At 65.6% G+C, this 22,225-nt stretch carries 36 protein-coding genes; 4 read left to right on the top strand and 32 right to left on the bottom strand.

The features are described from left to right. Positions 1-111: 111 nt before the first annotated feature. The 31 genes from LH19_RS14985 to LH19_RS29880 all read right to left on the bottom strand — a co-directional run bounded on the left by LH19_RS14985 (position 112) and on the right by LH19_RS29880 (position 19,518). Entirely contained in the window at positions 112-1,428 is a 1,317-nt protein-coding gene (locus LH19_RS14985) for a phage major capsid protein (protein ID WP_054729533.1), read from the bottom strand. A 299-nt stretch (positions 1,429-1,727) separates the two neighbouring features. After that, positions 1,728-2,450 carry an HK97 family phage prohead protease gene (locus LH19_RS14980; RefSeq protein ID WP_054729530.1) on the bottom strand — a complete coding sequence of 241 codons (723 nt, stop codon included), beginning with the start codon at positions 2,448-2,450 and terminating at the stop codon, positions 1,728-1,730. Beyond that, positions 2,447-4,564, bottom strand: a complete 2,118-nt coding sequence (locus tag LH19_RS14975; RefSeq protein ID WP_054729526.1) for a phage portal protein — start codon at positions 4,562-4,564, stop codon at positions 2,447-2,449. The genes LH19_RS14980 and LH19_RS14975 overlap by 4 nt, the downstream gene beginning before the upstream one ends. Beyond that, entirely contained in the window at positions 4,561-6,195 is a 1,635-nt protein-coding gene (locus tag LH19_RS14970) for a hypothetical protein (protein ID WP_054729523.1), read from the bottom strand. The genes LH19_RS14975 and LH19_RS14970 overlap by 4 nt, the downstream gene beginning before the upstream one ends. Further along, positions 6,192-6,818, bottom strand: a complete 627-nt coding sequence (locus LH19_RS14965) for a phage protein Gp27 family protein (protein WP_054729520.1) — start codon at positions 6,816-6,818, stop codon at positions 6,192-6,194. The genes LH19_RS14970 and LH19_RS14965 overlap by 4 nt, the downstream gene beginning before the upstream one ends. 1 nt (position 6,819) lies before the next feature. Further along, positions 6,820-7,116: a VpaChn25_0724 family phage protein gene (locus tag LH19_RS14960; RefSeq protein WP_054729517.1), complete on the bottom strand. Its 297-nt coding sequence runs from the start codon at positions 7,114-7,116 to the stop codon at positions 6,820-6,822. After that, complete coding sequence (locus tag LH19_RS14955; RefSeq protein ID WP_054729514.1) at positions 7,113-7,460, bottom strand: DUF2730 family protein; 348 nt, start codon at positions 7,458-7,460, stop codon at positions 7,113-7,115. Before LH19_RS14955 ends, LH19_RS14960 begins: the two co-directional genes overlap by 4 nt. Further along, a complete protein-coding gene (locus tag LH19_RS14950; protein WP_054729510.1) occupies positions 7,460-7,687 on the bottom strand; it encodes a TraR/DksA C4-type zinc finger protein in 228 nt (75 codons plus the stop codon). The genes LH19_RS14955 and LH19_RS14950 overlap by 1 nt, the downstream gene beginning before the upstream one ends. Then, positions 7,687-7,920: a hypothetical protein gene (locus LH19_RS14945; RefSeq protein WP_054729507.1), complete on the bottom strand. Its 234-nt coding sequence runs from the start codon at positions 7,918-7,920 to the stop codon at positions 7,687-7,689. The genes LH19_RS14950 and LH19_RS14945 overlap by 1 nt, the downstream gene beginning before the upstream one ends. After that, complete coding sequence (locus LH19_RS28730; RefSeq protein WP_156344044.1) at positions 7,913-8,056, bottom strand: hypothetical protein; 144 nt, start codon at positions 8,054-8,056, stop codon at positions 7,913-7,915. The genes LH19_RS14945 and LH19_RS28730 overlap by 8 nt, the downstream gene beginning before the upstream one ends. A gap of 1 nt (position 8,057) precedes the next feature. Next, positions 8,058-8,582 carry a hypothetical protein gene (locus LH19_RS14940; RefSeq protein WP_054729504.1) on the bottom strand — a complete coding sequence of 175 codons (525 nt, stop codon included), beginning with the start codon at positions 8,580-8,582 and terminating at the stop codon, positions 8,058-8,060. Beyond that, on the bottom strand, positions 8,579-9,127 hold the full coding sequence (locus tag LH19_RS14935; RefSeq protein WP_054733615.1) for a glycoside hydrolase family 108 protein: 549 nt from the start codon (positions 9,125-9,127) through the stop codon (positions 8,579-8,581). Before LH19_RS14935 ends, LH19_RS14940 begins: the two co-directional genes overlap by 4 nt. A 391-nt stretch (positions 9,128-9,518) precedes the next feature. Further along, on the bottom strand, positions 9,519-9,905 hold the full coding sequence (locus tag LH19_RS14930) for a hypothetical protein (RefSeq protein WP_054729499.1): 387 nt from the start codon (positions 9,903-9,905) through the stop codon (positions 9,519-9,521). Continuing rightward, a complete protein-coding gene (locus tag LH19_RS14925) occupies positions 9,902-10,177 on the bottom strand; it encodes a hypothetical protein (RefSeq protein ID WP_054729497.1) in 276 nt (91 codons plus the stop codon). Before LH19_RS14925 ends, LH19_RS14930 begins: the two co-directional genes overlap by 4 nt. Next, positions 10,174-10,413 (bottom strand): hypothetical protein, encoded by a 240-nt coding sequence (locus LH19_RS14920; protein ID WP_062912969.1) that lies wholly within the window; start codon positions 10,411-10,413, stop codon positions 10,174-10,176. Before LH19_RS14920 ends, LH19_RS14925 begins: the two co-directional genes overlap by 4 nt. Further along, on the bottom strand, positions 10,413-10,667 hold the full coding sequence (locus tag LH19_RS14915; protein ID WP_054729491.1) for a hypothetical protein: 255 nt from the start codon (positions 10,665-10,667) through the stop codon (positions 10,413-10,415). Before LH19_RS14915 ends, LH19_RS14920 begins: the two co-directional genes overlap by 1 nt. Further along, positions 10,664-11,116: a DnaJ-like cysteine-rich domain-containing protein gene (locus LH19_RS14910; RefSeq protein ID WP_054729488.1), complete on the bottom strand. Its 453-nt coding sequence runs from the start codon at positions 11,114-11,116 to the stop codon at positions 10,664-10,666. The genes LH19_RS14915 and LH19_RS14910 overlap by 4 nt, the downstream gene beginning before the upstream one ends. Beyond that, the gene (locus LH19_RS14905; RefSeq protein WP_054729485.1) at positions 11,116-11,691 is read right to left on the bottom strand and encodes a regulatory protein GemA; all 576 of its coding nucleotides are present in this window, start codon (positions 11,689-11,691) and stop codon (positions 11,116-11,118) included. Before LH19_RS14905 ends, LH19_RS14910 begins: the two co-directional genes overlap by 1 nt. Then, on the bottom strand, positions 11,688-11,954 hold the full coding sequence (locus LH19_RS29070) for a LexA family protein (protein ID WP_054729482.1): 267 nt from the start codon (positions 11,952-11,954) through the stop codon (positions 11,688-11,690). The genes LH19_RS14905 and LH19_RS29070 overlap by 4 nt, the downstream gene beginning before the upstream one ends. After that, the gene (locus tag LH19_RS29065) at positions 11,951-12,352 is read right to left on the bottom strand and encodes a hypothetical protein (protein ID WP_054729480.1); all 402 of its coding nucleotides are present in this window, start codon (positions 12,350-12,352) and stop codon (positions 11,951-11,953) included. The genes LH19_RS29070 and LH19_RS29065 overlap by 4 nt, the downstream gene beginning before the upstream one ends. Then, the gene (locus LH19_RS29060) at positions 12,349-12,609 is read right to left on the bottom strand and encodes a hypothetical protein (RefSeq protein ID WP_054729477.1); all 261 of its coding nucleotides are present in this window, start codon (positions 12,607-12,609) and stop codon (positions 12,349-12,351) included. Before LH19_RS29060 ends, LH19_RS29065 begins: the two co-directional genes overlap by 4 nt. Further along, the gene (locus LH19_RS14885; protein WP_054729475.1) at positions 12,609-13,262 is read right to left on the bottom strand and encodes a DUF3164 family protein; all 654 of its coding nucleotides are present in this window, start codon (positions 13,260-13,262) and stop codon (positions 12,609-12,611) included. The genes LH19_RS29060 and LH19_RS14885 overlap by 1 nt, the downstream gene beginning before the upstream one ends. A 23-nt stretch (positions 13,263-13,285) precedes the next feature. Further along, positions 13,286-14,281 (bottom strand): AAA family ATPase, encoded by a 996-nt coding sequence (locus LH19_RS14880; RefSeq protein ID WP_054729471.1) that lies wholly within the window; start codon positions 14,279-14,281, stop codon positions 13,286-13,288. A gap of 13 nt (positions 14,282-14,294) precedes the next feature. Further along, positions 14,295-16,262 (bottom strand): transposase domain-containing protein, encoded by a 1,968-nt coding sequence (locus tag LH19_RS14875; protein ID WP_054729468.1) that lies wholly within the window; start codon positions 16,260-16,262, stop codon positions 14,295-14,297. Continuing rightward, positions 16,259-16,723 (bottom strand): hypothetical protein, encoded by a 465-nt coding sequence (locus LH19_RS14870; RefSeq protein ID WP_054729464.1) that lies wholly within the window; start codon positions 16,721-16,723, stop codon positions 16,259-16,261. Before LH19_RS14870 ends, LH19_RS14875 begins: the two co-directional genes overlap by 4 nt. Continuing rightward, positions 16,723-16,959, bottom strand: a complete 237-nt coding sequence (locus LH19_RS14865) for a hypothetical protein (RefSeq protein ID WP_062912968.1) — start codon at positions 16,957-16,959, stop codon at positions 16,723-16,725. The genes LH19_RS14870 and LH19_RS14865 overlap by 1 nt, the downstream gene beginning before the upstream one ends. 97 nt (positions 16,960-17,056) lie before the next feature. After that, positions 17,057-17,608 (bottom strand): hypothetical protein, encoded by a 552-nt coding sequence (locus tag LH19_RS14860; RefSeq protein ID WP_054729457.1) that lies wholly within the window; start codon positions 17,606-17,608, stop codon positions 17,057-17,059. Beyond that, positions 17,605-17,916 carry a hypothetical protein gene (locus LH19_RS14855; protein WP_054729454.1) on the bottom strand — a complete coding sequence of 104 codons (312 nt, stop codon included), beginning with the start codon at positions 17,914-17,916 and terminating at the stop codon, positions 17,605-17,607. Before LH19_RS14855 ends, LH19_RS14860 begins: the two co-directional genes overlap by 4 nt. After that, on the bottom strand, positions 17,913-18,215 hold the full coding sequence (locus LH19_RS14850) for a hypothetical protein (RefSeq protein WP_054729451.1): 303 nt from the start codon (positions 18,213-18,215) through the stop codon (positions 17,913-17,915). Before LH19_RS14850 ends, LH19_RS14855 begins: the two co-directional genes overlap by 4 nt. Beyond that, positions 18,212-19,273: a ParB/RepB/Spo0J family partition protein gene (locus LH19_RS14845; RefSeq protein ID WP_082395749.1), complete on the bottom strand. Its 1,062-nt coding sequence runs from the start codon at positions 19,271-19,273 to the stop codon at positions 18,212-18,214. The genes LH19_RS14850 and LH19_RS14845 overlap by 4 nt, the downstream gene beginning before the upstream one ends. Positions 19,274-19,275: 2 nt before the next feature. Then, positions 19,276-19,518: a helix-turn-helix domain-containing protein gene (locus LH19_RS29880; protein ID WP_145923474.1), complete on the bottom strand. Its 243-nt coding sequence runs from the start codon at positions 19,516-19,518 to the stop codon at positions 19,276-19,278. Here LH19_RS29880 and LH19_RS28080 point away from each other — a divergent pair. The 4 genes from LH19_RS28080 to LH19_RS14825 all read left to right on the top strand — a co-directional run bounded on the left by LH19_RS28080 (position 19,408) and on the right by LH19_RS14825 (position 21,231). Further along, on the top strand, positions 19,408-20,229 hold the full coding sequence (locus LH19_RS28080; protein WP_082395745.1) for a helix-turn-helix domain-containing protein: 822 nt from the start codon (positions 19,408-19,410) through the stop codon (positions 20,227-20,229). The genes LH19_RS29880 and LH19_RS28080 overlap by 111 nt on opposite strands. A gap of 87 nt (positions 20,230-20,316) precedes the next feature. Then, on the top strand, positions 20,317-20,529 hold the full coding sequence (locus LH19_RS14835) for a hypothetical protein (protein ID WP_145923473.1): 213 nt from the start codon (positions 20,317-20,319) through the stop codon (positions 20,527-20,529). Between the two features lie 7 nt (positions 20,530-20,536). After that, on the top strand, positions 20,537-20,848 hold the full coding sequence (locus LH19_RS14830; RefSeq protein WP_054729439.1) for a hypothetical protein: 312 nt from the start codon (positions 20,537-20,539) through the stop codon (positions 20,846-20,848). Next, positions 20,821-21,231: a hypothetical protein gene (locus tag LH19_RS14825; RefSeq protein ID WP_054729437.1), complete on the top strand. Its 411-nt coding sequence runs from the start codon at positions 20,821-20,823 to the stop codon at positions 21,229-21,231. Before LH19_RS14830 ends, LH19_RS14825 begins: the two co-directional genes overlap by 28 nt. A 383-nt stretch (positions 21,232-21,614) precedes the next feature. On the opposite strand, the gene LH19_RS14820 is transcribed toward LH19_RS14825, so the two are convergent. Beyond that, on the bottom strand, positions 21,615-22,001 hold the full coding sequence (locus LH19_RS14820; protein WP_054729435.1) for a PilZ domain-containing protein: 387 nt from the start codon (positions 21,999-22,001) through the stop codon (positions 21,615-21,617). Between the last annotated feature and the right edge of the window lie 224 nt (positions 22,002-22,225).

Here is a 22,225-nt window from a genome sequence, read left to right as displayed (position 1 = left end):
TCTCCTTGGAAGGGTGTCCGGCCGGGCGCGCCGGGAGAGAGAGGGCGCGCCCGACCGGGGCCGTTACCGGGAAGTCCAGGGACCAGTCTGGCCCGCCCGGCAGGCGTCCGATTAGAGGCCGGTGCCCTGACAGAAGGCCGCGGGGCGGAAGAAGGTCAGCGCCGCGCGGAGCTGCGCCCGCACCGTGCGCTTGCCTTCGGTGAACTGCGTGCCGACGTAACCGATCTCGATCACGACGCCCGCGCGCTCCGACAGGCTGACCCACGCCGGCTGGAACGAACCGGTATAGCCGGTGCCCGCCACGTCCGCCGAGTTCTGCACCACCGGCAGGCCCCAGAGGCGGTCGGGACCGCTCTCGCTCGGCGCGCCGAAGATATAGATGCCGTCGTTCGTCCGCAGCAGGCGGATGCCCTGCCAGTCGGTCGGGTGGATGATGTGGTGCGTCGGGATCGCGCCGCCCGTGACGCGGATTTTCGTCATCATCTTGAAGAAGACATCGGGCACCGGATCGCCGCCCTTGGCCTGCACCTGGATGCCGACCGTGTTCTTCAGCCCGCGCAGGTTCGGATCGTTGCCGTCGCCGATCATCGCCTGCCGGTCGAGCCGCTGGCGGCAACCGAACGACAGGCGACCGTTGAGGTAGCTGTTCATAAACGGCACGTCGGCAAGCTGCTCGTCGGTCACTGGTACGCTGTCGGTGATCTTCTGCACCGGGCTCGACTTCTCGGTGAAGACGAACTCGCTTTCGCCATAGGCGCCGCCCTCGGCCGCTTCGGCGGCGCCATGGTTGCGGGTCGTTTCGAGCATATACTTGATCGCCTCGCTGCCCGTCTGCGACGTCGGCAGGATGTCCAGCAGCTCGATCGGCCGCGTGACGGCATCGACATAGCCGGGCAGGCGCGGGCTCTCGGGTGCGAAGCCGGCCGTCGTCGACATCAGCGCCTTGGCGCCGATCGTCTCATAGCCGTTCGCGGCGGCGAGAAAATCGAACGCGCCGATATCGTCGAGCTGGATCGTGACGCCGCCGCTGCGGGCATTCTGCTGCCACGCCTCGAACGCCTTGTGACCGGTGACCAGCTCGCCGAGCGAACCGATAAGGCGCGAGCCCTTGGCCTCCTTTTCACCTTTGGCGCCCGGCAGCGCAAAGCCGCGCTGCGGCTGCAAGCGGTTCTGGAAACTCGCCGCCGCCTTTTCGGCGCCTTCGAGCTTTTCGACATGGACCATCGTCTCGTTCAGCTCGTCGTCGAGCTGCTTGACCTTCTCGGCCACCGCGATCGAACCCTTCACGGCATCGCCGAAGAAGGTCACCTTGCGAAAGTCATGCTGCCCGTCGTCGGTCTTGGCCTCGCCAAAAACCTTGCCGAGATCATCCTGAAGCTTCTGCGCCTTTTCGCGCGCGTCCTTCAGGGTCAATTCCTTGATCGCCATTACCTGCTGCTCCCTATGGGTGGATTGAAATCCGGCCCATGTGGCAGCAGCACCCGTACGCGTTCGCCCCGGTCCACGGACCGGGGCAAGGGATCGCCAGCGATGTATCGGGATGCCCCGGTCTAGACGAAGACCGGACCAAAAGACAACCGGCCTGCCGCCACCGTCGAAACCGAAGGGGGGACAGGCCGGTCTATATGCCTCTAAGAAGCGCTAAGAAGGCCCACAGGGCTTTAAGAAGGCGCGGGCGCGGGGGCAGGCGCACCCCGGGCGGTCACCACGCGCTTTCTGCGGCAATTTTACCGCAAGCCGAAACGCCGCTTCGTGCCCTCGAACTGGAGCATGTGCGCCAGCGCCGTGTCCTGCGCGAGCTGCGCCTTCACTTCGTCGGTCGCCTCGTCATCGCCGCCCGCGAGAACGCGGCCGATCGCGTCGTGGATTTCGCGGAGCTGCTTCACACCCGATGCCGACACGATGGAGGGGTCGGCATCGATCGCGCCGGCCAGCTCGCCCAGGTCGGCGAGCAGCCGGCCGTGATGTTCGTCGCGCAGCTTGGCGCCCTTGATCGCCAGCGTGCGGGTATCGTCGCCTTCGCCGCGCAGCACCGGCGACACTTCGTCAACATCGACTTTGGTCAGCACGCGGGTCCGGCCCTGCGCCGTGACCCGGTAGGTATATTCGCTGCTGTAGCCATAGGACCATTCCTGCACCGGCCTACCGGTCGCGAAATCGAACAGCAGATGCTCGTGCCAGTCGCGCCCCGCGGCGGTCTTGAGGTTGAGGTGCAGCTCGGCATAGGCCTTGTCGCCTTCCTCGTACACGCGCGCCTTGCCGAACGGCGTCGCGCGCCGGTTATGACCGGGGACCATCATCGCCCACTGGTCGCCGCCTTCCTTCCAGCTAAAGGCGCCCGGCGCATAGGTATCGCCGCCCTTGTCGACCGCCGACAGGGTGGCCAGCACCGCAAGGCCCTTGCCCGTTTCGTCCATCGCCTGGATGGCCATGCTCTTCGTCTGCATCATTCGTCCTCTTCGTCGAAATGGGGTCCAAAACTCAGGGTGCCGTTGGGGTGCTCTTCCTCGGCCATCTGGACGGCGCGCGCGGCGCCGACGATCGACCCGTCGCGGGCTATATGGTCGAGCTTCGACCGGCCCGGCCCAAGGCGCCCGTCGAACACGACAAAGCGCGTCACGCCCGCTGCCTTGCCGCGCTCGATCGTCGAAATATTCTGCGCGTACTTCGTCTCGGTCCGCGCGATGCGCCGCGCCCGTATCTCGGGATCGCTCGACGCCCCGGCCGCGACGAGCGGATAGATGCGCCCGGCAATCGCCTCGGCGCCTTCGCCGGCCGCGCGGCCCTCGGCGATCGCGTCGAACATCGCCGCCCTGGTCTGGCCTTGCAGATCGACGATGCCCGCGCGCCGGCCGCCCGCCGCGATGATCGACTGCGCCACCCGGTCGGGCATCGACTTGCCGAGCCCGGCTGCCTCGGCCGCTTCGCCCGACGCGTCGCCGACCTCCGCATAATGCGCCTCGTACAGACGGCGGAGCTGGCTCGCCCATTTCGGAATGCCCAGCTCGTCGAGGATCATATCGACGAGCAGGTCATCGGACTTCACGCCGCGCGACTTGCCCAGTTGCTCCTCGAGAAGCGGACGCGCCGCTGTCCTGGCACCATCCGCGAGCTCGCCGAAGAAGCCGATAAGACGCGTCTCAAACCCGTCTGCCAGCCCGCTTTCTTGGTTCTGAAGCATCGTCGCATAGGCGGCGGCGCGCTTGTATCGATCCGGCGTTGCGCGGGGCGCGTGATCGCCCGGCGCATGATCGTGCGCCGCGTGGCTGTCGGCGCTTTTCGCCCCGCGATCCGTGGCCGGGTCGCTGCGATCGGGACGGGCGCCGCCTTCGGGCACTTCGATCATGTTGATGCCGCGCAGATAATATTTGTGGCTGTCGTCGGCATCGAGGCCAAGCCCGATCCGCCACGTGTAAACGGTGATGCCGCCGGTCTGGAGCATCTTGTTCCAGCGATCGGTGCGCTTGTCCTCGTCCTCCTGCATCGCCGGGACTTCCGACGTGTCGAAGAAGACATCGAGCCCGGCCGGGTTGCCGAACAGCGGCAACAGCGAACGCTTCAGCTCGTCGGCGATCAGCTTGCCGATCGGCAGGACGCCATTCTCCCAGGCGAGCTTGCGCATCTCGCCCATGGTCGCGCCGACCTTCGTCGTCTGAAGCCCGGCGCCGAACCCGACGACGGCGGCAGGGATGCCGATGCCCGCGCAGACGCGTTCCTCGGCCACGTCGCGCGCGCCGCTCATCTCCATCTGCTGCGGGTTGAACCCGAACTGACTGACTTCGGTCGGCGCGCCCAGGACAAGCGGACGCCCGCGGCCATCGCCCCCGAACTGCGCCGCGACATATGTCTTGGTCGCCTCGACATCGGCGGGGTTGGGCATCGCGCCGCCCTTCGGCGCGATGACGATGCCGGGCACGCCCATATTCTTCAGCAGCGCGGCAACGAAGTTGCTGCTTTCGATGTCCATGAAGATTTCGCGGATCACGCCGTAGATCGGCGACAGGCCCTTGCGCATGTTGCGGGGGTCGATCCCGTACCGGAAATGGATCACGTCTTCGGGCGCTACGTCGGTTGCGGCGGCGCCGCCGCCCGGCGAATAGCGGTAGTGCGATATGAACTCGCTGCCGTCCTCGGGCCATTTCGGTTCCAGCATCCAATGCGGAATATACCAGAGCTGCGCAGGCCGGCCGACGCCGTTGCGGACGATCATCCAATAGGCGTTGCCGTCGAGCAGCAGGCTCAGCACCACGCCCCACCACAGCACGATATCGGCATAGAAGGGGTTGGGGTTCTGGATCAGCGCGAGCATGCCGTGATCGGAGATTTCCTCGATCTCGCCCTTGCTGTTCTTCCTGCTGACCTTGAGCACCGCCTCGGGCAGCGCGCGCTGCACCCACTGCACCGGCGCCATGACGACCGACGCGTCCATCAGGTCGCCGACTTCCTTGCGGTAGTCGATCCGCGTCCGGCGCAGCAAGCCGCCGACAAAGCCCGCGACACCGCTATGGCGGAAAGTGCGAAGCGCCGCCTGGGCGGCTTTGGCGAAGCGGCCGAAGGCGTTCATGCCGGGATCCAATCTGTGTCAGGGTTGCGCGGCCTTGAGGCCGCATTAGGGATCATCGGGCGCCAGCGCTGGCCACCGCCGCGCTTCGTCGCCGAATGAAAGTTGAGCAGCGATATGGCGTTATCGCCGTGCCGCTTGCCGCCATCGGTGCCTTCGGTGCGGACATGCCGGGGCACGCGCGCGACGCCGCCGATAATCTGGAGCTGGCGAAGATCGTCGCGCGTGTTGATATCGGCGGGGATCAGGATCGTGCGATCTTCGAATGCCGCCCGGAACAGCGGCGTGCTTTCGCGGAGCGATGCGTCGGACGGCATTAGCTCGACAATCCGATCGGCGCCGAACTTCTGGCGGCACTCCTGGGCGAGCACCATGCCGTTGCCGTTGGCGTCGAGCACACCGCCGCCGAACAGGCCGATCAATTCAAGCTGCTCGACAACCCAGAAGAGCACCTGCTTTTGCTGGTCATAGGGGCAGTTGCGCAGCTCGATCAGAAACGGGACGTGCCGCCGCAAATCCTGACCGACATAGCCGAACGGGAAAGAGCTGCGATCCTGCCGCATGGCAAAGTCGCCGCCCAGATACCATTCGAGCGACTGGTTGCCGAAGCGCGCAATGATCGGGAAGACTTCGCGGACCAGCCAGCTCAGCATTTCGCCGCGCCGCGCCGACTCGGGCATATCGACGAAACCCGGATAGGGCGGCTCCCAACGCAGCACCTTGTATTCGTCCGTGCTGCACGCCTCGATCTGCGCCAGCGGCAATAGCACGCCGTCGCCCTCGCGCGGGATCGCGTCCAGCTCCTCGCGCATCGCCTCGACCCGCGTCCCGTAGGAGCGGCGGACCTTGCGATACCACTTCTCTTTGTCCTCGACGCTCGGCGTCCAGCCGCGCTTCTGGCAAACGCGTTCGTACAGGCCGTTGGCAACCGCATCGTCGAACGTCGCGGTGTGGATGCTATAGTCGTACTGCCCGGCCTCGGTTTCCTTGATCAGCTCGTTGAACGGGTTCAGCGCGCCGTTGTGCGTCGAGATGATCCGGATCACGCCGCCCCAGATGAGCAGCGCGTTACATGCGTCGATCACCGCGGCGACATTTTTGTGAAACGCCGCCTCGTCGATCACGACGCGGCCCTGAAGACCGCGAATATTCGCCGGGTTGCTCGACAGCGCGACGATCACGCAGCCCGACGCGAACTTGATGCGATAGGCCGCGATCTGCTTGGTCGAGCCGTCCGGCTGCACGTCGTCGAACATGAACTCGCCGACCGTCAGCAGCTCCTTCGCGACATGCTTGGCAAAGCCCGCGCAGGTGGCGATGAACTCAAGGCCTTTTTCCTTGGTGTCGCCGATATAGTAGGTGCTGTCGCCGCCCTCGCTCTTCGCGGTCGCGGCGATGATCGTGCTGTCGAGTGCCTCGGCGAAGGTAAAGCCGGTCCGCCGCCCCTTCCGGACCAGTTTCAGGTCGGATTGGTCTTCCAGATATTCCTTCTGGTGCTTCATCAAGATGCCGTCGGCCAACGGATCGAGATCGGCGGGCGGCACGCCACCGGGAATGAAATCGTCGATCGGCGACCGGGGTGGCGGCTGATCGGCGGTCGGCAGTTCGTCGGAAAGGATTTCGGGTTCGCTCACCCTTCATCGTCCCCGCGCTCGGCAGGCTGCGCCGGTTTCGGCTTGATGCCCAGATAGTCGCGGCGCAGCTCGGCGGCGCGTTCGGCGGTAAGACCCGCCTCGCGGGCGACCTTCTCGACGCGATCGGCCATGGCGTTGTGCTGTGCGGCGACGCGCTGCTCCAGCCGGCGCCGATATTCCTCGGACCCGCGCTGCGCCGCCACAGCGCCCGATAGCGCGCGCGACAGCTCCATGACGCCCTTCGACCCCAGCTCGCCCTCTTCGAGCAACTGGAACGATGCGAGCTTGATCATTTCGGCGACCATGACCGTCACGTCGTCGGCGCGATCGGTGCCCAGCGTCGAAACCAGCTCGCGCGCCATCCGCTGACTTTCGTCGAGCTTGCGGAACTGGATAGCCTTGCGGACCGAATAGCGGTTCCACGCCGACTTGCTGATCGAGGCAATGCCGCGATCGGCCAGCCGGGCGTTGAACTCGGCAAGGATCATCTTGCTCGGCTTCTCGCGCAGTCGAAGCTGTTCCAGCGCCCACACGATATCGGGCTCGGCCTCTTCGGGCAGCAGGTCGATCGACGACAGCCGCCCGCGGCCTTCGCGCCGCGCCTGATCGCCGTCCGCCGACATATCAGACGATATCCGAAAGCTTGCTGACGCCCGCGATCACCGTCCGCTCGTCGACATGGTGACGGCCCGCGGGCAGGATAGCCGCAATCGCGATCTCGCCGGCCATGGTGACCTTCACCGCGCCCAGCTCGCCCAGCTTGTTCATCTGGGTAACGATCCAGTCAGGCGCGCGCTTGATGCCCTGCGCATCGAGCATGCGGCGCAAGTGAACGCTGTTCGACTGCCCGTCGATCTGTTCGGTCAGCTCGCGCAGGATGAAGAAGCGCGCGTCGCGCGCGATATCCTCGTCGTACGTCATGCCTTGTTCTCGCGCAGATAGTCGTCGATCCGCGTCACCATCCGGGTGAACAGCTCGATCGTCTTGTCGAGGTTGAGCAGGTGCGTATCGATTCGCTCGACCGTTACGCGCAGCTCATTGACCTGCGAGGACGTGGGCAGGTGCGGGACAAGCCCCTCCAGCGTCTGGATACGGCGATCGTGATCCTTTAGATCGACGCTGTGCTTGTCGAGGCGGTCATCCTGCGCCTTGAACTTTTCCGTTACCGGCTTGGCCGCGCGGCCCGCCATGTTCCACGCCATGTTGATGATGCCCAGGGCAAGGCCGATCGCGCCGGCCCACTGGGTGAAAAGTGCCAAATCCATTACCAACCCCGCTTGGCCGCGCGCTCGCGGCGTTCTTCACAAGTCGTGCAGCGGCGGGCCGATGGCATCGCTTCCCGCCGCTCTTTCGGAATATCCTCGCCGCAGTCGTCGCACGCGTCGGCGCCCGGCTCGGCCAGCTTGCCGCGAATGTCGGCGATGGCCTTGTCGCGCTCGGCCGTGACCATCGCCTCGGCCTGTTCGATCGCGCGTTCGCCCGCGAGGTACATCAGCCCTCCCAGTCGCTCGGAGGAGGCGTGCCGATGCGCTGCCGCGCCCGGATGCGCCCATAAATCGCGAAGCCGGCGAACAGGCCGGCCACGATGTCCGTCAAGTCACCGCCGATGCCCGCTGCATCATCGGGATTGATGATGCCCAGCTCGGGGGCGACCGACATCACGAACGCGATCAGCGCGGCCCATATCGTTTTCGACTTCCACCAGGGCTTGACGCCGCTAGTCATGGTCATTGTCCTTTTTGCGAGCGCGCGGGCAGCTCAGCCGGCGCAGAAGGTCGAAAATCGCCGCGCCGCCGAACAGCAGCGCGAAGACGAGCAGCAAGCGGGCGAACAGCTCGGGGACATCGGCAACGCCGTACATCTCAGCGCTCGCCCGCGACGCGCGCCTGCGCCTCGATCCAGTCGATCAGCGCGTCGAGCTGTATCGCCTGTTCGGTGGCGATCAGGGCGTCGGCGGCAGAAAGTCGATCTTGACCGGCCGCTTCACCAGCGCCGCGGGCGGGATCGGAAAGGCCGGGCACTGGCGCGCCTCCGCGACTGCCCTGATCGGCTGCGGCGGCTTGTCCGCGCAGGCCGACAGCGGCAGCGCGAGCGCGAGCATCGGCAATGCGCGCCTCATAATCATCTTCTATTCTCCTGCTTTCCTCGGCCTGACGCCGCTCCTGGGCGATCCGGTGCTGAAGGTCGGCCGCAAGCGCCGTCGCGGTCGCGAGCTGCCAGTTGAGCGCGCTCCGCTGGTGCGCGAACCGCTCGGCGCTCAGCGCCGCGCGCGTCTCGGCCAGATTGCCGCGCAGGATCAGCGCCCAGACGAGCAGCCCCGCGATCGGCACCGCCCACCAAAAGCGGCGCACCGCCGCGACGATCGCCTGCGACCCGACGAGGCTCATTTGACGTTGCCCAGCCGGTTGGCGAGCCAGCCATAAACGAAGGCCTCTTGGCTCGGCCGCCGTTCGGCCAGCGCGAGATAGCGCTCGCCCTGGAGCGCATCGAGCGCGCGGACCAGCACCGGTTCGGCCGCCCGGCCGCGCACCTTCAGGAACGCATCCAGCGCCGCCAGCGACCGCGCGCCGATGGCGTTATCGACGATGAGATCGGGATAGTCGCGACCCTGCCTGTTCAGTGCATTCAAGACGCGCTGGAGGAAACCGGCCGCGACGCCGGTCCCCATGTTGATGCCGGTGTCGAACATCTCGGCCGCGACCAGCGGCGCCCGCTCGGCAACCTTGTCGAAGCCCGGCCGCGTCCAGTAGAGGCGCCGATAGATCGCCGCCGCGACGCTGCGCGGCAGGGCCTTCATCGGGCCGCTATAGTTGTTTTCGCGCGCTACGGCTTCGGTGATGCCCCAGCAGGTCGGCCCGCCGCGATCAGCAGGGTGGTTCACATAGGGGCCTTCGCGATCGATCACTTCGTCGATCAGCCTGTCGATAAACATGCTCATGCCGCCTTGCTCCGGCGATGCGCGCGACGTACGCGGCGGCTGATATGACGGCGGTTGGGACGCTTGCGGGGCTTTGCCTGCTTCCCGCGGCTGCGATAGCCGGGATGCGGATACGGGGCCGAGCGGACACTACGGCGCGGACGAAGGGCAAGCGTTGGCGCGGAGGCGGGTTCGGCGGCGATCGGGGCCGGGCTGGCCACAAGGAGCGGCACTCCGAAGAGTCCGCCCAAGAGCCCAAGAAAGCGCCGCTGATACGGAAAGAACATCGCCCGTCCCCATGATCGAAAAGACGCGCCCCGCGCGCGTCGTCATCGGGATGGGTTTGGCTATTTCGGGAAGGGATCGCGCCCCGGTCCACGGACCGGCTCAAGCGCAAAGAGGACGATCAGAAGAGGGAAAGCTGTCCGTCGTCGCGGACGATGCCAAGCTTGCGCTTGCGCTTGCGGATCGCGCTGATCGTGTAGCCAGTGCGCAGCGCGATGTCACGTTCGGACATATCGGCGCGCAGCAGCTCGTCGACCTGCGCCCGCTTCTTCGCCTGGGCGCCGGTCGGCCCCAGCGGCATTTCGACGCGGCGCGGCCCGACCCCGGCCGTCAGCCGGTCGCAGACGGCGCGCCCCGCCTCGCGCCCGATCAGGCGGCAAATCCAGTGATCGTTGGCGGGTACGGGCGGGAAATAGACCATCGTTCCGCCGACGCGACTGGCGAGCGCCAGCGCGGCTTCCTCGCCGGCTACTTCGGCGATCTCGGCAAGAACGCCGGGCAGGCTCATTGCTGGCCGTTCCCCTTGCGGTGCGCGCCGACCAGCGCGCGGGCGCGAAAGCCCGGCGACCCTTCGGGCAGGATCGTCGTCACCGTCCCGTCGCGAACGACGAAGGTCAGGTCATGGACGACGATCAGATATTCGCTCGCCGCGATCTCGGCTGCGACGCGCCCGGCGCGATCCAGCGAGGCCTCGACCGTCGCGCGCAACTGCTCGACCTGCACCCCCGACCGTTCGAGGAAGCGCAGCAAGGCATGATCGGAAACGCGGGGCGCGGTCATTGTGCGCTCACCCGTCCAAGCCGCAGCGAGATAGGATAGATGGATGGCAATTCCTGATAGTGCGTCGGCTCGTATTTCAGGCGCAGACGCAGGCCGATCCCTTCGTAATACCACTCGCCGAGCGCATCTTGGATGGCGACCGCGTGCCATCCGAGCAGACAGTCATTGCAGACCAGCACGGTCGTTTGGGAGGGGCAGTTGGCGATGTCGAGCCAAGCGGTGTCCTGTACCATCATCAATCTCTCATCATCCAAGGTGCATTTTCGGGGGCAGGGCCATGCGGCGCCTCGGCGCCGATCGGCGCGGGCGCCGCGACGGCCGACCGGCCGCAGCGCTTCACCAGCGCCAACCGCTCGCGCGCCGCCCGCGCACTGTCGCGCGCCATCGCCGCCTCGGCTTCAAGCAGCGTCAGGCCATGCGCGAGCGCATAGGTGAAGATTTCGCGATGGCGGCGAAGCTGCTCGGCGCGGGTCGGTTTGGCGCGCGTCATGCTCGCGGCTCCACCGGCCAAGGGATAGTGCGGCTGCGCGTCGCCGCTCGGCGCGGCAGCGGGATATCCTTGGGGAAATGCGGAGCGAACTTCTTGGGCAGCTCCGAGCGCATCAGGATCATTTGCGCGCCATTGCGCATCATGCCTTCGATCCGATCTCCGCCCGTACCGTCACACTTCGGGCAATAGGTCGCCTCATCGCCGCCTTCGCCGTTCCCGCCGCACGCCGCGCAATGCGTCTCGACCGGGAACATCGGATCGGGAACAAACTTGATGCCGAACAGCGTTTCGGGCGCGTTGCGGATCGGATTGGGATTGAAGACCGGCGCGCTGCGCTCCAGTTCGGCCATCAGGCTGGGGCGACCGAAGATCGTGTCGATCATCCGGCGCTCGCCGACCTCGCGCAGCGCGGCCCGCATCGCGTCGATGAAATCGTCACCGTTCGCCATCACTTCGCCCCCCTGATCTGCGCGCCCAATCCGGCGATGATCTTGTCGAGCTGCGCCGACGAATTGGCCGGGCTGTCGACATAGGGATCGGCAAAGCCGAGCAGCCGATGCTGCGCCGCGATCACCGCGACCTTGGCGGCGCGCCCGTCGCTATCCGGCGCCTTCGGCCATTCGACCCCGGCCTTGTCGGCCATCCACTTCTTGAGCGCTTCTATGACGCGGGCCGCGTCGCGCTGATCGCGCACCCAGTTCGCATGCGCGATGCCCGTCTGCCGCTCGACGAACGCGATCAGCGCGTCCTCGCTCGGATTGCGGACAAGGCCGAGCGCATAGGCCGACAGCCACAGCGCGTTGAACTTGCGGCCATAGGCGCCTTTCAGCCGCCCGGACCTCGGCCGCGCCTGAAAGCCCAACCGCTTCATCTCGCCAAGCACGTCTAGCAGTTGGCCGTCCGACATCGCCCGCAGCGAAGTCGCCGCGCCCTTGGTCGCTCCGAACAGCAGGTCGCGATAGCGCTCTTCCGAAAGGTTCAGCTCCTTTCGCGCGACGTGGATCATCTTGATTGCGGCGCTCATATCGCCGCCTCCCGCCGCGCCAGCTCGGCGCGCAACGCGTCGGTCGGAACATCGACCAACGTCCGGTAGGACAGGCGCAGCCCGCGGGGCCGGCCCGGAACCTTGACCAGATGGCCGTCGCGTTCCAGCGCGTCGATATCGTCGAAGATGGCCTGTCGGCCCCTCCCGGTGTGCTCGACCATTTCGTCATAGTTCGGCGCGGCACCCTTCGTCTCGATGCGAACGCGGATGAAATCGAGAAGCTGAACTTGATTGTCGGTCATCGTGCGTCTCCACACAGAGGCAGCGCGCCGGTGCGCGCAAAGGCGCGGGCGTTCGCCTCGAACTGATTGTCGATTGCCGAACGGATTTCGGCGGGCGCCAGCCCGGCCTTGCTCAGCTCGGCATAAAGCTCGCGAAATTCGACCGGCACCCAGTCGGGCTGTTTCGCCGCGCGAAGCCGCCGCAGCCGATATTCGTTCCCCGGCCCACGCCGCGTTTGGTCGAGCTGGTCGCGATATCGCGCCAGCATCCCCGGTTCGGTGGCGAGGCGGTGGCGCAACGTCGCCGCGCGCCGCGCGATCAGCTCGGGCGTGTTGCGCGCCTTCTGAGCGCACGACGCGCAACGGCCCGAACGGTTCTGGCGGCATATCGGCCGCAGGCAGGCGCACTGGCGCGTCACGACACCCGCCGCAAATCGACGATCGCCAGCGGCAGGCCGCAGCCCGCGCATTCGGCCGTGACCCGCCCGACGAAAAAGGCTTCGCCGTGGCAGTCCGGGCACCGGTTAGCGCGTTCAAGCGCATAGACCGGAACCGCGACGCGGCCGACAAGCCCGCACCGCGCCGGTGCGACACGAGCAAGCTGCTCCTGTCGCACCTGCTGCGCAAAGGTCCGGCCTTGGCGCCGCGCGGGCATGTGGATCACCGTCTGACCCATCACACCCTCGCCAAGTCGATGCTGATCGTCTGCCACGGCTCGTCGGCCGCGCCGCGCTCATAGAAGCGGACATAGGCCTTCGACCCGATCACGCGGATGCTGTCGCGGATCGCCTTCATCGCGCGCACCCAGCGCTCGTCGTCGATCTCGAACCGCATCAGCATGAACAGCTCGGCGCGGTTGATATGACCTTCCTTCTCGACGCTGAAAACGCGGCTCACCAGCGCCCGCAGCGCGGCGTGGCTGTCCGCCGACCAGTCGACCAGGCATTCGTCGATCAGCGCCTTCGCGGCTTGCAGCTCGGGGCCGAACGCGATCAGGTCGGCAACCTGCACCTGCACCCGTTGCAGCCCGTCGAACGTCGTCAGCGTGATGTTGCCCTTCGCCCCGCCCAGCGGCGCGTCATATTCCTGCCGGAACAGCGCCTGGAGCGAATTGACGTCCTCGAACGTGTGCCCCTTGAAGCGCGCCATCTGCGCCGACAGCTCGCGCGCAAAGCCCGTGATCTTGCGCACCGTCTCGTCCATCAGCAGGTCGGTCGCCTTCACGGTTTCGACGGGGACCAGATTGCCCTTGGCATCGCGCAGATACGGCTTGCCGCCGACGTCGATCGTCGCCGGATGCGCCGCTGCGATATTGGTAACGTGGTTCATGGATATGCTCCTCTGGTTGAAGGTCAGTTTTTGTTGCGAAGGTAGGCGGTGGCGCGCGCCGCCATCGCTTCGCGCAGGTGGGCGTGCGACAGCTCTTGCCCGTCCTCGAAAGCGAGCAGCGCGGCGTTGGATACGATTTCCTTGATCTCGCCGAGCCCGCCCGTTCCGGGTGTCAGTCCGACCCGCATCAGCAGGGCGCGTTGCTCGCGGTCATCGATCTGCCACGCATCGAGATAGGCCTCGATATCTTCGGGCAGCGACATGTCCTGCAAATGGCCCATGCTGATCCGGCGATTGAGGCGGGCGATGCTGTGCTGGCGACCAAGGCCGGCGCCGGTACGGATCGTCTTGTGCAGCTCTTCGTTACCGAGCAGGCAGATGCCGAGCCCTGCCAGTTCGTTCCACGCGCGAAACAGCTCCAGCGTGTCGAAGGTCGCGTAATTCGCCTCGTCGACGATCAGCAGCATCTTCTTGTCACGAACCATGTCCATGATCTGCGCCGAAAGCTGCCGCGCCCAGCTCGTGCCGGACTTGCCGCCCAGCGCGCGAATGACGTCTTCCATCACCGCCGTGGGCGTCGTCGTGACGGGCGTCAGCGTGACATGGTATGCCTTGGCGACGCACTGGCAGTAATGCTTGGCTTCCTCGGTTTTGCCGATGCCCGAACCCGTCGCGGCGTAGGTCAAGGCGCTGCTCATCTGCGCCTTGCTCATCAGCCCGCGCAGCCGTCGGCCTGATTTCGTGTCGACATAATCGGGCGCACGCGAAAGACCGGCGCTGGTTTCCTCAGTCTCGCGTTCGTCGCGAATTTCCAGCATCTGCCGGTATTTGAAGACCTTGCGCGCGATCCAGTCGCCGGGCGCCGCATAAGTCCCGTTCGCCCAGTTCGACAGCGTGCCTGACTTGACGCCGCAATCGTCGCCGATGGACTTCCACGACATGCCGCTGGTGGCTTTGCGTTCCTTGATCCATTCGATCTCGGCGGCTTCGTCGACCGGAAAATCGTCGGGGTTGTTCACTGTCTCTCTCCTCTTAAATCGCGCGTAGATGGCGCTCGGCCGCGCGTGCGAACCGGTCGATGGTGGCGTCGGTGTCGGGGGCGCTCAGAACCTTCTCAGCGGCCTGTGAGACGGGCTTCATCTGCGCGACCGTCTGGCCACGGTGGCGCACCATCCGGGCCGCGCCGGGCTGCGGCGCCGCTTCCTCGGCGTCGTAATCGGGCATCCGCGCCACCAGCTCGTCCGCGCTGAGCAGGTCGAGCGCTTCCGCGGCTGCCTTCGCCGACTTGCGCCAGTTGCGCTCCAGCCGCTGCCGCTGCTTCGCCGCCGCCATGTCGAGGAAGCCGGTCGCCTCCCACAGCGGCGCGGTGACCAGAAAGCGGCCCGCCCGGTCATAGACATGGATCGGCGCGTGAAGCTGCTCGGGATCGAAGCGCACCGTCACCGGCTGCCCGGCGATCTCGCTCAGCTCGGGCGCCCAATAGCGGTTGCCGGCCAGCGCGATCGCGCCCGTCTTGCGGTCGGTGCGAACCTGATCGGCGGCGAGCAACGCCATGCGAAGCTGCTCTTCGGTCGCCTTGCCGATCGCCGAGCGGCCATAGCTTTCCTCGAACACCTGATCGAAGCTCTTGCGCCCGCCCGCCATTTCGCTGCGCCGCCCAAGCCGGGCGTTATGCGCCTCCATGCCCGCGTTCCAGACTTGCTGGAACGTCTCGAAATCGACTGCCTTGCTGCCGTAATTCTCGGGCTTCGCATCGGGGCGATTGCCGGTATAGGCGCCCTCGAACGCCGGATGCTTGGCGATGGCATCGCACAGGTCGCGAAACCCGCGTTCGATCGGCTTCGACTGGCCGCGATACGGCTTCGCCCAATGGATTTGGATGCCCAGCGCGACCAGCAGCCCGGTCGGGTCTTCGTCCCGAATTTTGAAGCGAAAGCGCGTCTTGGCGCCGCCCGTCAGCCACTTCGATGCGAACGCGCGCCCGTTGTCGGTCAGCAGCCCCTTGGGGATGCCCCATTTCGCGAACAGGTCGGCGAACACCATCCGCGCCGTCACCATATCTTCGCTCTCGGCAAAGCGCCACGACAGGAACTTGCGCGAATAGACATCCTGTATCGCGATCATCGTCGGGCGGATGATCCGGCCATCGGGCCAGCGGACGAACACGTCGCAGCGGTGCCCGTCGATATTGACCAGCTCCATCGCCTGCATGTCGGCGACCGAACGAATTTGCGCGGGCAGCATGCCCCGCAACGCTTCCTCGCCCTTTCGGCGCAGCGTCACAACCTGTTCGGGAACTTCCCGCTGGAGCTTGCGCAACAGCGTCCGCGAATGCGGCAATGTGATCCCGCGCTTCTTCGCCTTTTTGGCGACACGATCGTAGCAGGTCGACCAGCTCGGCCCCGACAGGCGCAGATAATCGGACAGCAGCTCTTGCCAGCTTTCCGCGTCCACCTCGGCCTCGACGCCGCCGCCCTGGCGCCGTGGAGCAAGATGCGGCAGGCGGTCGGCACCTGTCACGCCGTTGACCAGCCGCAGCCAGTTCCACAGCGTCCCGGCGCTGACGCCCTCGGACGCGGCGACGGCGGTTACCGCCGACGAACGCGGCATCCCCGAACTCTCGAACATTTCGATGCACGCGAGGATGCTCGCGCGCCGCTGCGCCTCCGCCCGGATCGCTTCCGGCTGTTCGGCCAGCCAATGCCACAGGTTCGACACGTCGTTGCAGTTCCCGGCCTCGGCCGCGCCTTCGCTGGCGACGAGGCCGCGCCGGACGAGATCGGCGCGCGCTGCGGCGGGCAGCAACGAGACATGATACTCGAACCCGCCGCCCCGGCCTGCGCGGCGGCGCGCCAGCCGGGCGCCGCGATCGTCGGCGGCGACCTTCCAGTTCTGGATATCGGCCAGCCGGTTGATCTCGCGCTTGCGTTTCGGCAGTCCTGCCAGCCCCGTGTCGGCGAGTTCACTGGCCGTGAACCACACCTTTCCCCCCGTCGTCATATCTCGCGCTCCTCTCCGATTTGCGGCGCGAGCCTTTCCAGCTCGCGCAATTCTTCCTGATTTTTGCGGATGACCGCGCGCAGGTGACCCGCGCGCACCGTCATCAATTCCTTGCCGACGATCACGGCGGCGCCGATCCGGCGCAGCTCGCGGTCGAGCAGGTCAAAGCGGTTCGTGACCGCGACCAGCGCGCACATGCGCGTGAAGCTGATATTGTGCTTGCCCTTGCCGGGCGCCGACCATGCGTTGAGCATGTCGAACGTAATCGGCTCGTTCAGCAGGACCGACATTTCGGCGGCGGCGATCTCGCGCGGCTTGCCGTTTGCCTGCGCGGTCGCCAGCACCTCGCCGACCGTGCGCGCGACTTCCGCGTCCATCCCCGCCAGCGCCGCCGCATGCGTCGCCGGGCGCGGGGCCTCGAACGCAAAGGCCAACTGGTTGGTGGCGCGCGCCTTCGGCATCAGCCGTGCGCCTCCACGGTTTCCAGCGCGATGCTGATCAGCGCGCCCGCCACCGCGAGCGGTTTGCGGTCGATCCGCTTGGCGAGCGCGAACAGCCGCGCGATCTCGGCCTCGGGCAGGCCGAGACGCTCCAGCGTGTCGATGACATAGGCACTCTCGCGCCCGTCGAGCGCCGCGAACAGGCTGTCGATCCGCTGCGGCGTCAGTGCGGCGGGCGCGGGACGAAGATTGCCCATCAGGCCCTCCGCCACGCGCGTAGCAACGTGCCCGCGATGACCAGCAGGCCAACCGCGCCGACGACAACAAAGAACAGGTTGATCGCGAAGTGCGCCATCACCGCCCCCATTCCGGCGAGTGCTGCCGGATGAGCGCTTCGACGATTGCCGAAGGCGACCTGAAAACGCGCCCGATGCCCTTCGCCGTCAGCCACTCGTGCAGCTCGGGCGACGAGAAGGTGATGCTATTGTCCGTCTCGATGCAGTCGGGAACAGCGCCCGTGACTTCGATCTCGCGTTCGATCGCCGAAATGATGCCGGTGATGGCATCCGCGCTCGCGCAGCAGCCGTCGATCTCATAGATCGAATAGTCCGACGTGCCCTTGTCGACGACGATCAGGACCGGGCGCTTGCCCGGACTGGCGACGATATCGAGAGCCAGCACATAAGGGGGTGGCGCGGCGGCAGAGGGGGCGATAGCCGCCGCGCCGTTCCGACCGGGGGGGATGGTCGGAACAAGGGGAAGGGAGGGCGACGCGTCGTCATCGTCGAGGACGATGGCCGCAGCGCGTTCAAAGGCTTCGACGCGGAACGTCGAATGGTTCATGTCCTGATTGGACCAGTTTTCGGTGATCCACTGGACGAGCGAGCGGGCGGCGACGGCGCTCATACCGACGCCCTCGCGCTCGCGCGCTGGATCAACGCGACGATCTCCGCGTCATCGGCAGCGGCATGGTCGGGCTCGACCTTGCGGAAATACTGCGGCGCATAGATGTCGTCGGGATATTCCTCGAACTCCAGCCCGATCCCGCAATACTCGCCGTCGTCGTCGCGCAGCGGCCAAACGGTCCGCACGCGAACGATATCGTCGGTGACCGGCCCGTTGCGCGCTTCGTGCGTCAGGACGTTCCACCAGCCCTCCCGGCGCAGGCAGACGGCAAGATCGCCCGCGGCCCAGTTCTTCGCCGCGGCGCTCACGCTGCGGCTCCGATCTTGGCCTCGGCCGCGCGCAGCCAGTTGGTCATCGCGCCCAGAACGCCGGTGGTGCTTTCGGCCCGCAGCCCGCCAAGGCGGATCGCGAACACCGACGCGTTATCGACGATTGTAAAGCCCAACTTGGTCAGACCGTCGAGTGCGGCGCTCGTCGCATTGCGGCGACCGTCCGCATCGTACCGGCCCGTATGCAGAGCGCGGAGTTGGGTGCGCAACTCGTCTTCGATCGGCCGCACCGCGCTGATCGCGATGCGAAGCATCTTGGCATCGACGGCCTTCGTCATTTCGTCTCTCCCTTGCTGGATTGGTCCGTTTCAAGTCCGGCGATCCGCGCGTTCAGCGCGTCGCGCACCGCGACCAGCACCGACGGCGCGATCGACTGCGCGATCACCTCGGCCGCGCGGCGCTGCCCGCCCAGCGACAGGCGCTGGAGGTTCGATTGCAGGCCGTTCAGAAACTTCGTGTCGCCCGTCGCGGGCGCCGCCGCGGCGCTGCCCCGGCTCGGCATCATGTCGAGCGCAACCAGCGCCTCATCCGCCGTTTTCGCCGCAGGGTTGGCGATCAGCCATTCGATCGCCTTGCGCACATTCGCCGCATTGTTGCCGTGCCCGCACAGCGCCAGCAGCGCGCTGGCGTTCGACGCCGCAGCGCTATCCTTGAACGCGTCCATCAGGTCGCGGTTCGGCTCGACGATGATCCGGAAGATGCGCAGCGAGCGCTTGAGGTCGCGGACACCCAGACCGCAAGCTTCGGCGGTCGCCTCGCTCCATTTGTATGCAGAGGTCAAAATGCTCCCTGCATCTTCCGCCTCGGCGTCGGCCTTTTCGCTGGCGGTGAACTGCACTTTATCCGAGCGCTCATCCGAGCGTGGGGACAATTTGTCCTTTCGCTCAGAAGCTCCAATTTCCGCCGCAATTTGCTGTTGCGACTTACCGTCGTGCAGCTTGCGAAGTCGGGCTCTTGCAGCGTCGGCAACCGCGGCGACGAACATGGCCCGTTCAAGCGGTGCCAGCTCGCGCCGGTCGAGGTTTTCGCTCGCCTGTATGGCGCGCAGCTCTTCGGCATCGCCCTTCGCTTCGATCGCGCGGACCTTCATCCCGGCGATCGTGCAGCCAGCATGACGGTGGCGACCGGCGACGAGCGTCCAAGGGAACTTTGCACGATTTCCGTTGCGCCGGACCTTGATCGGATCGCGCTGCCCGTCACGGGCGAACAGCACCGCATAGGCTTCCGCCTTTTCGGGGAAGAAGAAGCCGATCCGGCCTTCGTCCGAAACTTCGATCGTCGCCGGGTCCAGCTCCAGCACCTGATCAACGATCACGTCGGGGGATTTCGAGGCCATGTCTATCGGGCCTCCGCACTTAGGCGGTGCGTTTCGGTTTCTCGGCTGCTATCCGTTTTTTCGGATGGAGACGCCGAAATGACCGACTCGATAGCACGCTCGATACGCGCCCAGCGGCGGCGGCGAAGAACTTCATGCACCGACCCGCGCGGCAAGCCCTTGGACAATTCGAAATTCCGGATTGTGCCAAACTGCTTGCGTATCGAAGCTTTGATATCCTCGGGATGTATATCAGCGAGTTTCATATGCCCAATCCGATAACCAGTAACGTTAATTCGGATAATCGTACTCGTCCGGGGCGTCAACCCGATAATGCGAATTCGAGTAATCGGATTAAGGAGGCGTTGGGCGACCGGGAGGCAAAGTGGTTGGCTGAGGCGTCTGGCCTCTCCGCATCGTCAATTAGCGATTACATGAAGGGGCGATCTCCCCGGATCGATGCCGCTTTGAAGATCGCCGCCGCTTTGGACGTCGATCTGGAATGGCTTTTTGGCGAGCAGGTAGCCCGTAGGCGATTAGACCAACCGACAGCGGTTAGCCCGTTGATCGACGTCAACGATGCTGAATGGGTAGACGTACCGGAATATTCGGTCTTTGAGATCGACGAACAGGGTAAGCTGCCGCCGATCCTCACGACGAAGATGCGCAAAGATTGGCTCTATTCCAGCTTGGGCGAGACATCTGGCATTTGGATCGCCGCTGCGCCGTCTCGATACGAAGCGCTCGCGATCGAGCGCCTGACGATGATCTTTTGCAAGGATCACAAGCCGGGGGAACGGTTGATCCACGGTGCCCACTACCTTTTCAGCGTCAACGGCGGCGTCATCATCGCCCGCTTCGCGCTGCGCGAGGACAGCAGCGACGAACCGACCGTGCTGCCTCGCGATATCGGACACGACGAGGAGCAATATCAGCCCTTCGCCCGCATCATCGGTCAGTTCGCTCGTCCCCTTTAGCAACGCTGTTTACCTCGCCGGTTTGCTCTTGTTCTCTCCCTGTTCTATTTTGCGCTGCGACTCGAAACTGGGAGGGGAGGCGAACGGGTGCAGGAGGAGCAATTTGCGTTGTCGATTTTCAGGAAGCGGATCGGTCCTTGGCGGGCCACGCGGGACGAAGCGCTGGAAGACGCGGTGCGCACCGGCAACGGCAGCTTGGACCGCTACAGCGAGATGATTTATCTGACCGTGCCGGCCGACATCATCAGCCGCTACGTCGAGGTGCAGGAAGTCCGGCCCAAGCTTCGGGCCGTAGGATAGGGGAACGATGATGCGGGGATATCTGACGCTCTTGGGCTTCTTAGCCGCCGTTGGCGCACTTTTCGGGGGAGTGATCTGGGCGGCTGGCAGTTCGCAACGTAGCGAGCTGTCGATGTGCGAGGACGCCATCAAGGCCACGCTCAAGGCTCCATCGACTTACGTTCGCATCGAAGCAAGCGGCGGCCATGATGGCATGTCTCATCGTATAGAATATGATGCGCAGAACAGCTTCGGCGTACCGATCCGCAGCTACGGCTATTGCTCGATCGAAGATAATGGCGGGCGAGCCAAATGGACCGAGTTCCCGTCGCCCCGGTAAAGGCCGCGACCGATCGCACCTTACGGCTTGCCCTCATCACGCTCGCCGAACTGGTCGAGCGGGTGGAGGACGGGCCGGCGCCGCCGACGACGGCAACGCGCCTCGCGCTCGCCGTCTGCTTTCAGCATAGCCGGGGCGACCGCGAGCCGTTCGCCCACTTCTGGCGAACCATGCGCGACCCCTGCGCCCATCAGGCGACCGAAACGATCGCCCGCTATTGCCGGACCACCTATTTGATGACGTCGTTCCGCGGCGTCCTGCGCGCCGTCGGGATCGAGCCGACCGCAACGGTCGAGATCGACCTTCGCCGCGCCGCCCGGAATGCAAAGGCCGCCCGCGACGCGTTCGACCAGGCACAAAAAAACTGTCCCACTTCTCGCTGATCGCCCGCGCCGCCGCTTCGGCGACGCGCCCCTGAAATCCGCGCTTTCCGCGCCGCGCCGAACTGGGCGCGCTTGCGCCCACTTTCAGATGGAACTGGGACACATGATTTTATGTGTTTCGCCCGGATCGGGTGCGATGCCCGATCTCCAAAGAACGCGCTTTCCCGCCGTTTAGAAGCCTCTGAGAGGCCTCGCAGCGCCGCGCCTTCTTATCGGCGCCCAACTTCAAACGCTCCTGTCGCAGCCTGTCTATTTTAACCATCGCTATAGACACAGCTCTTTGAAGGCCAAAATTTTTGCCCCGGTCGAAATTGCCCCGATTTCCGTCGGTCTGGCCCGCGAAATCCCGCCCAATCCCGGATAATCCCGTCAACGGCAGCACTTCAATATGTCCTGTCCCCCTTCATCAATCCGCGGCGCCCGAAGCTGGCCTGTCGATTGTTGAGGAAGACCTGTCCTGGCGGCAATGCTGCCTGCCCGCGCGCGCGTTCTAGCGCGTTGTACAGCGGGCCGCTGGTCAGTTCATAGGGGAAGCGCACGCCCATGCGGTCGAACTCCGACCACATGACGATGGCATAGACCGTCTGCCCCGCATAATGGATTTCGCAGCGCGTCCGTTCGGGCAGGCTCGCGCCGTCGATCCGTGCGCCTCCTTCCGACAGGTCGCGGATGCAGCCTTCGACATGGTTGAGGACGCCATTGACGGTGACGTCGATGGCGACGGCGGTGCGGGCATGGCGGCGAGCGCGGGGTGGGGGCGGAAACGGCATGGCCCCTTGCTACGGCAAAGATGGTAAATTTCGGGTAACCATGATGGCATTGCAGTTCGGGCGGTGTGGCTCGTTTGAATATCGGCCGTGACCGGTAGGAAACGGCCGGTTGCGGTCATCCACAAAGATGCCATAGTGCCTAAATGAAAAGGCTAATCTGCGCTGCTCTGCTCGCCCTCGGTTACAACTCGCCATCGAACGCAGAGCCGGAAAGTACAAAGGCT

The sequence above is a fragment of the Sphingopyxis macrogoltabida genome, from assembly GCF_001314325.1.
GTDB classification, from domain to species: Bacteria; Pseudomonadota; Alphaproteobacteria; order Sphingomonadales; family Sphingomonadaceae; genus Sphingopyxis; species Sphingopyxis macrogoltabida.
Note: the sequence above shows the minus strand (reverse complement) of the source record. Positions and strands in the feature narration are given on the sequence as shown.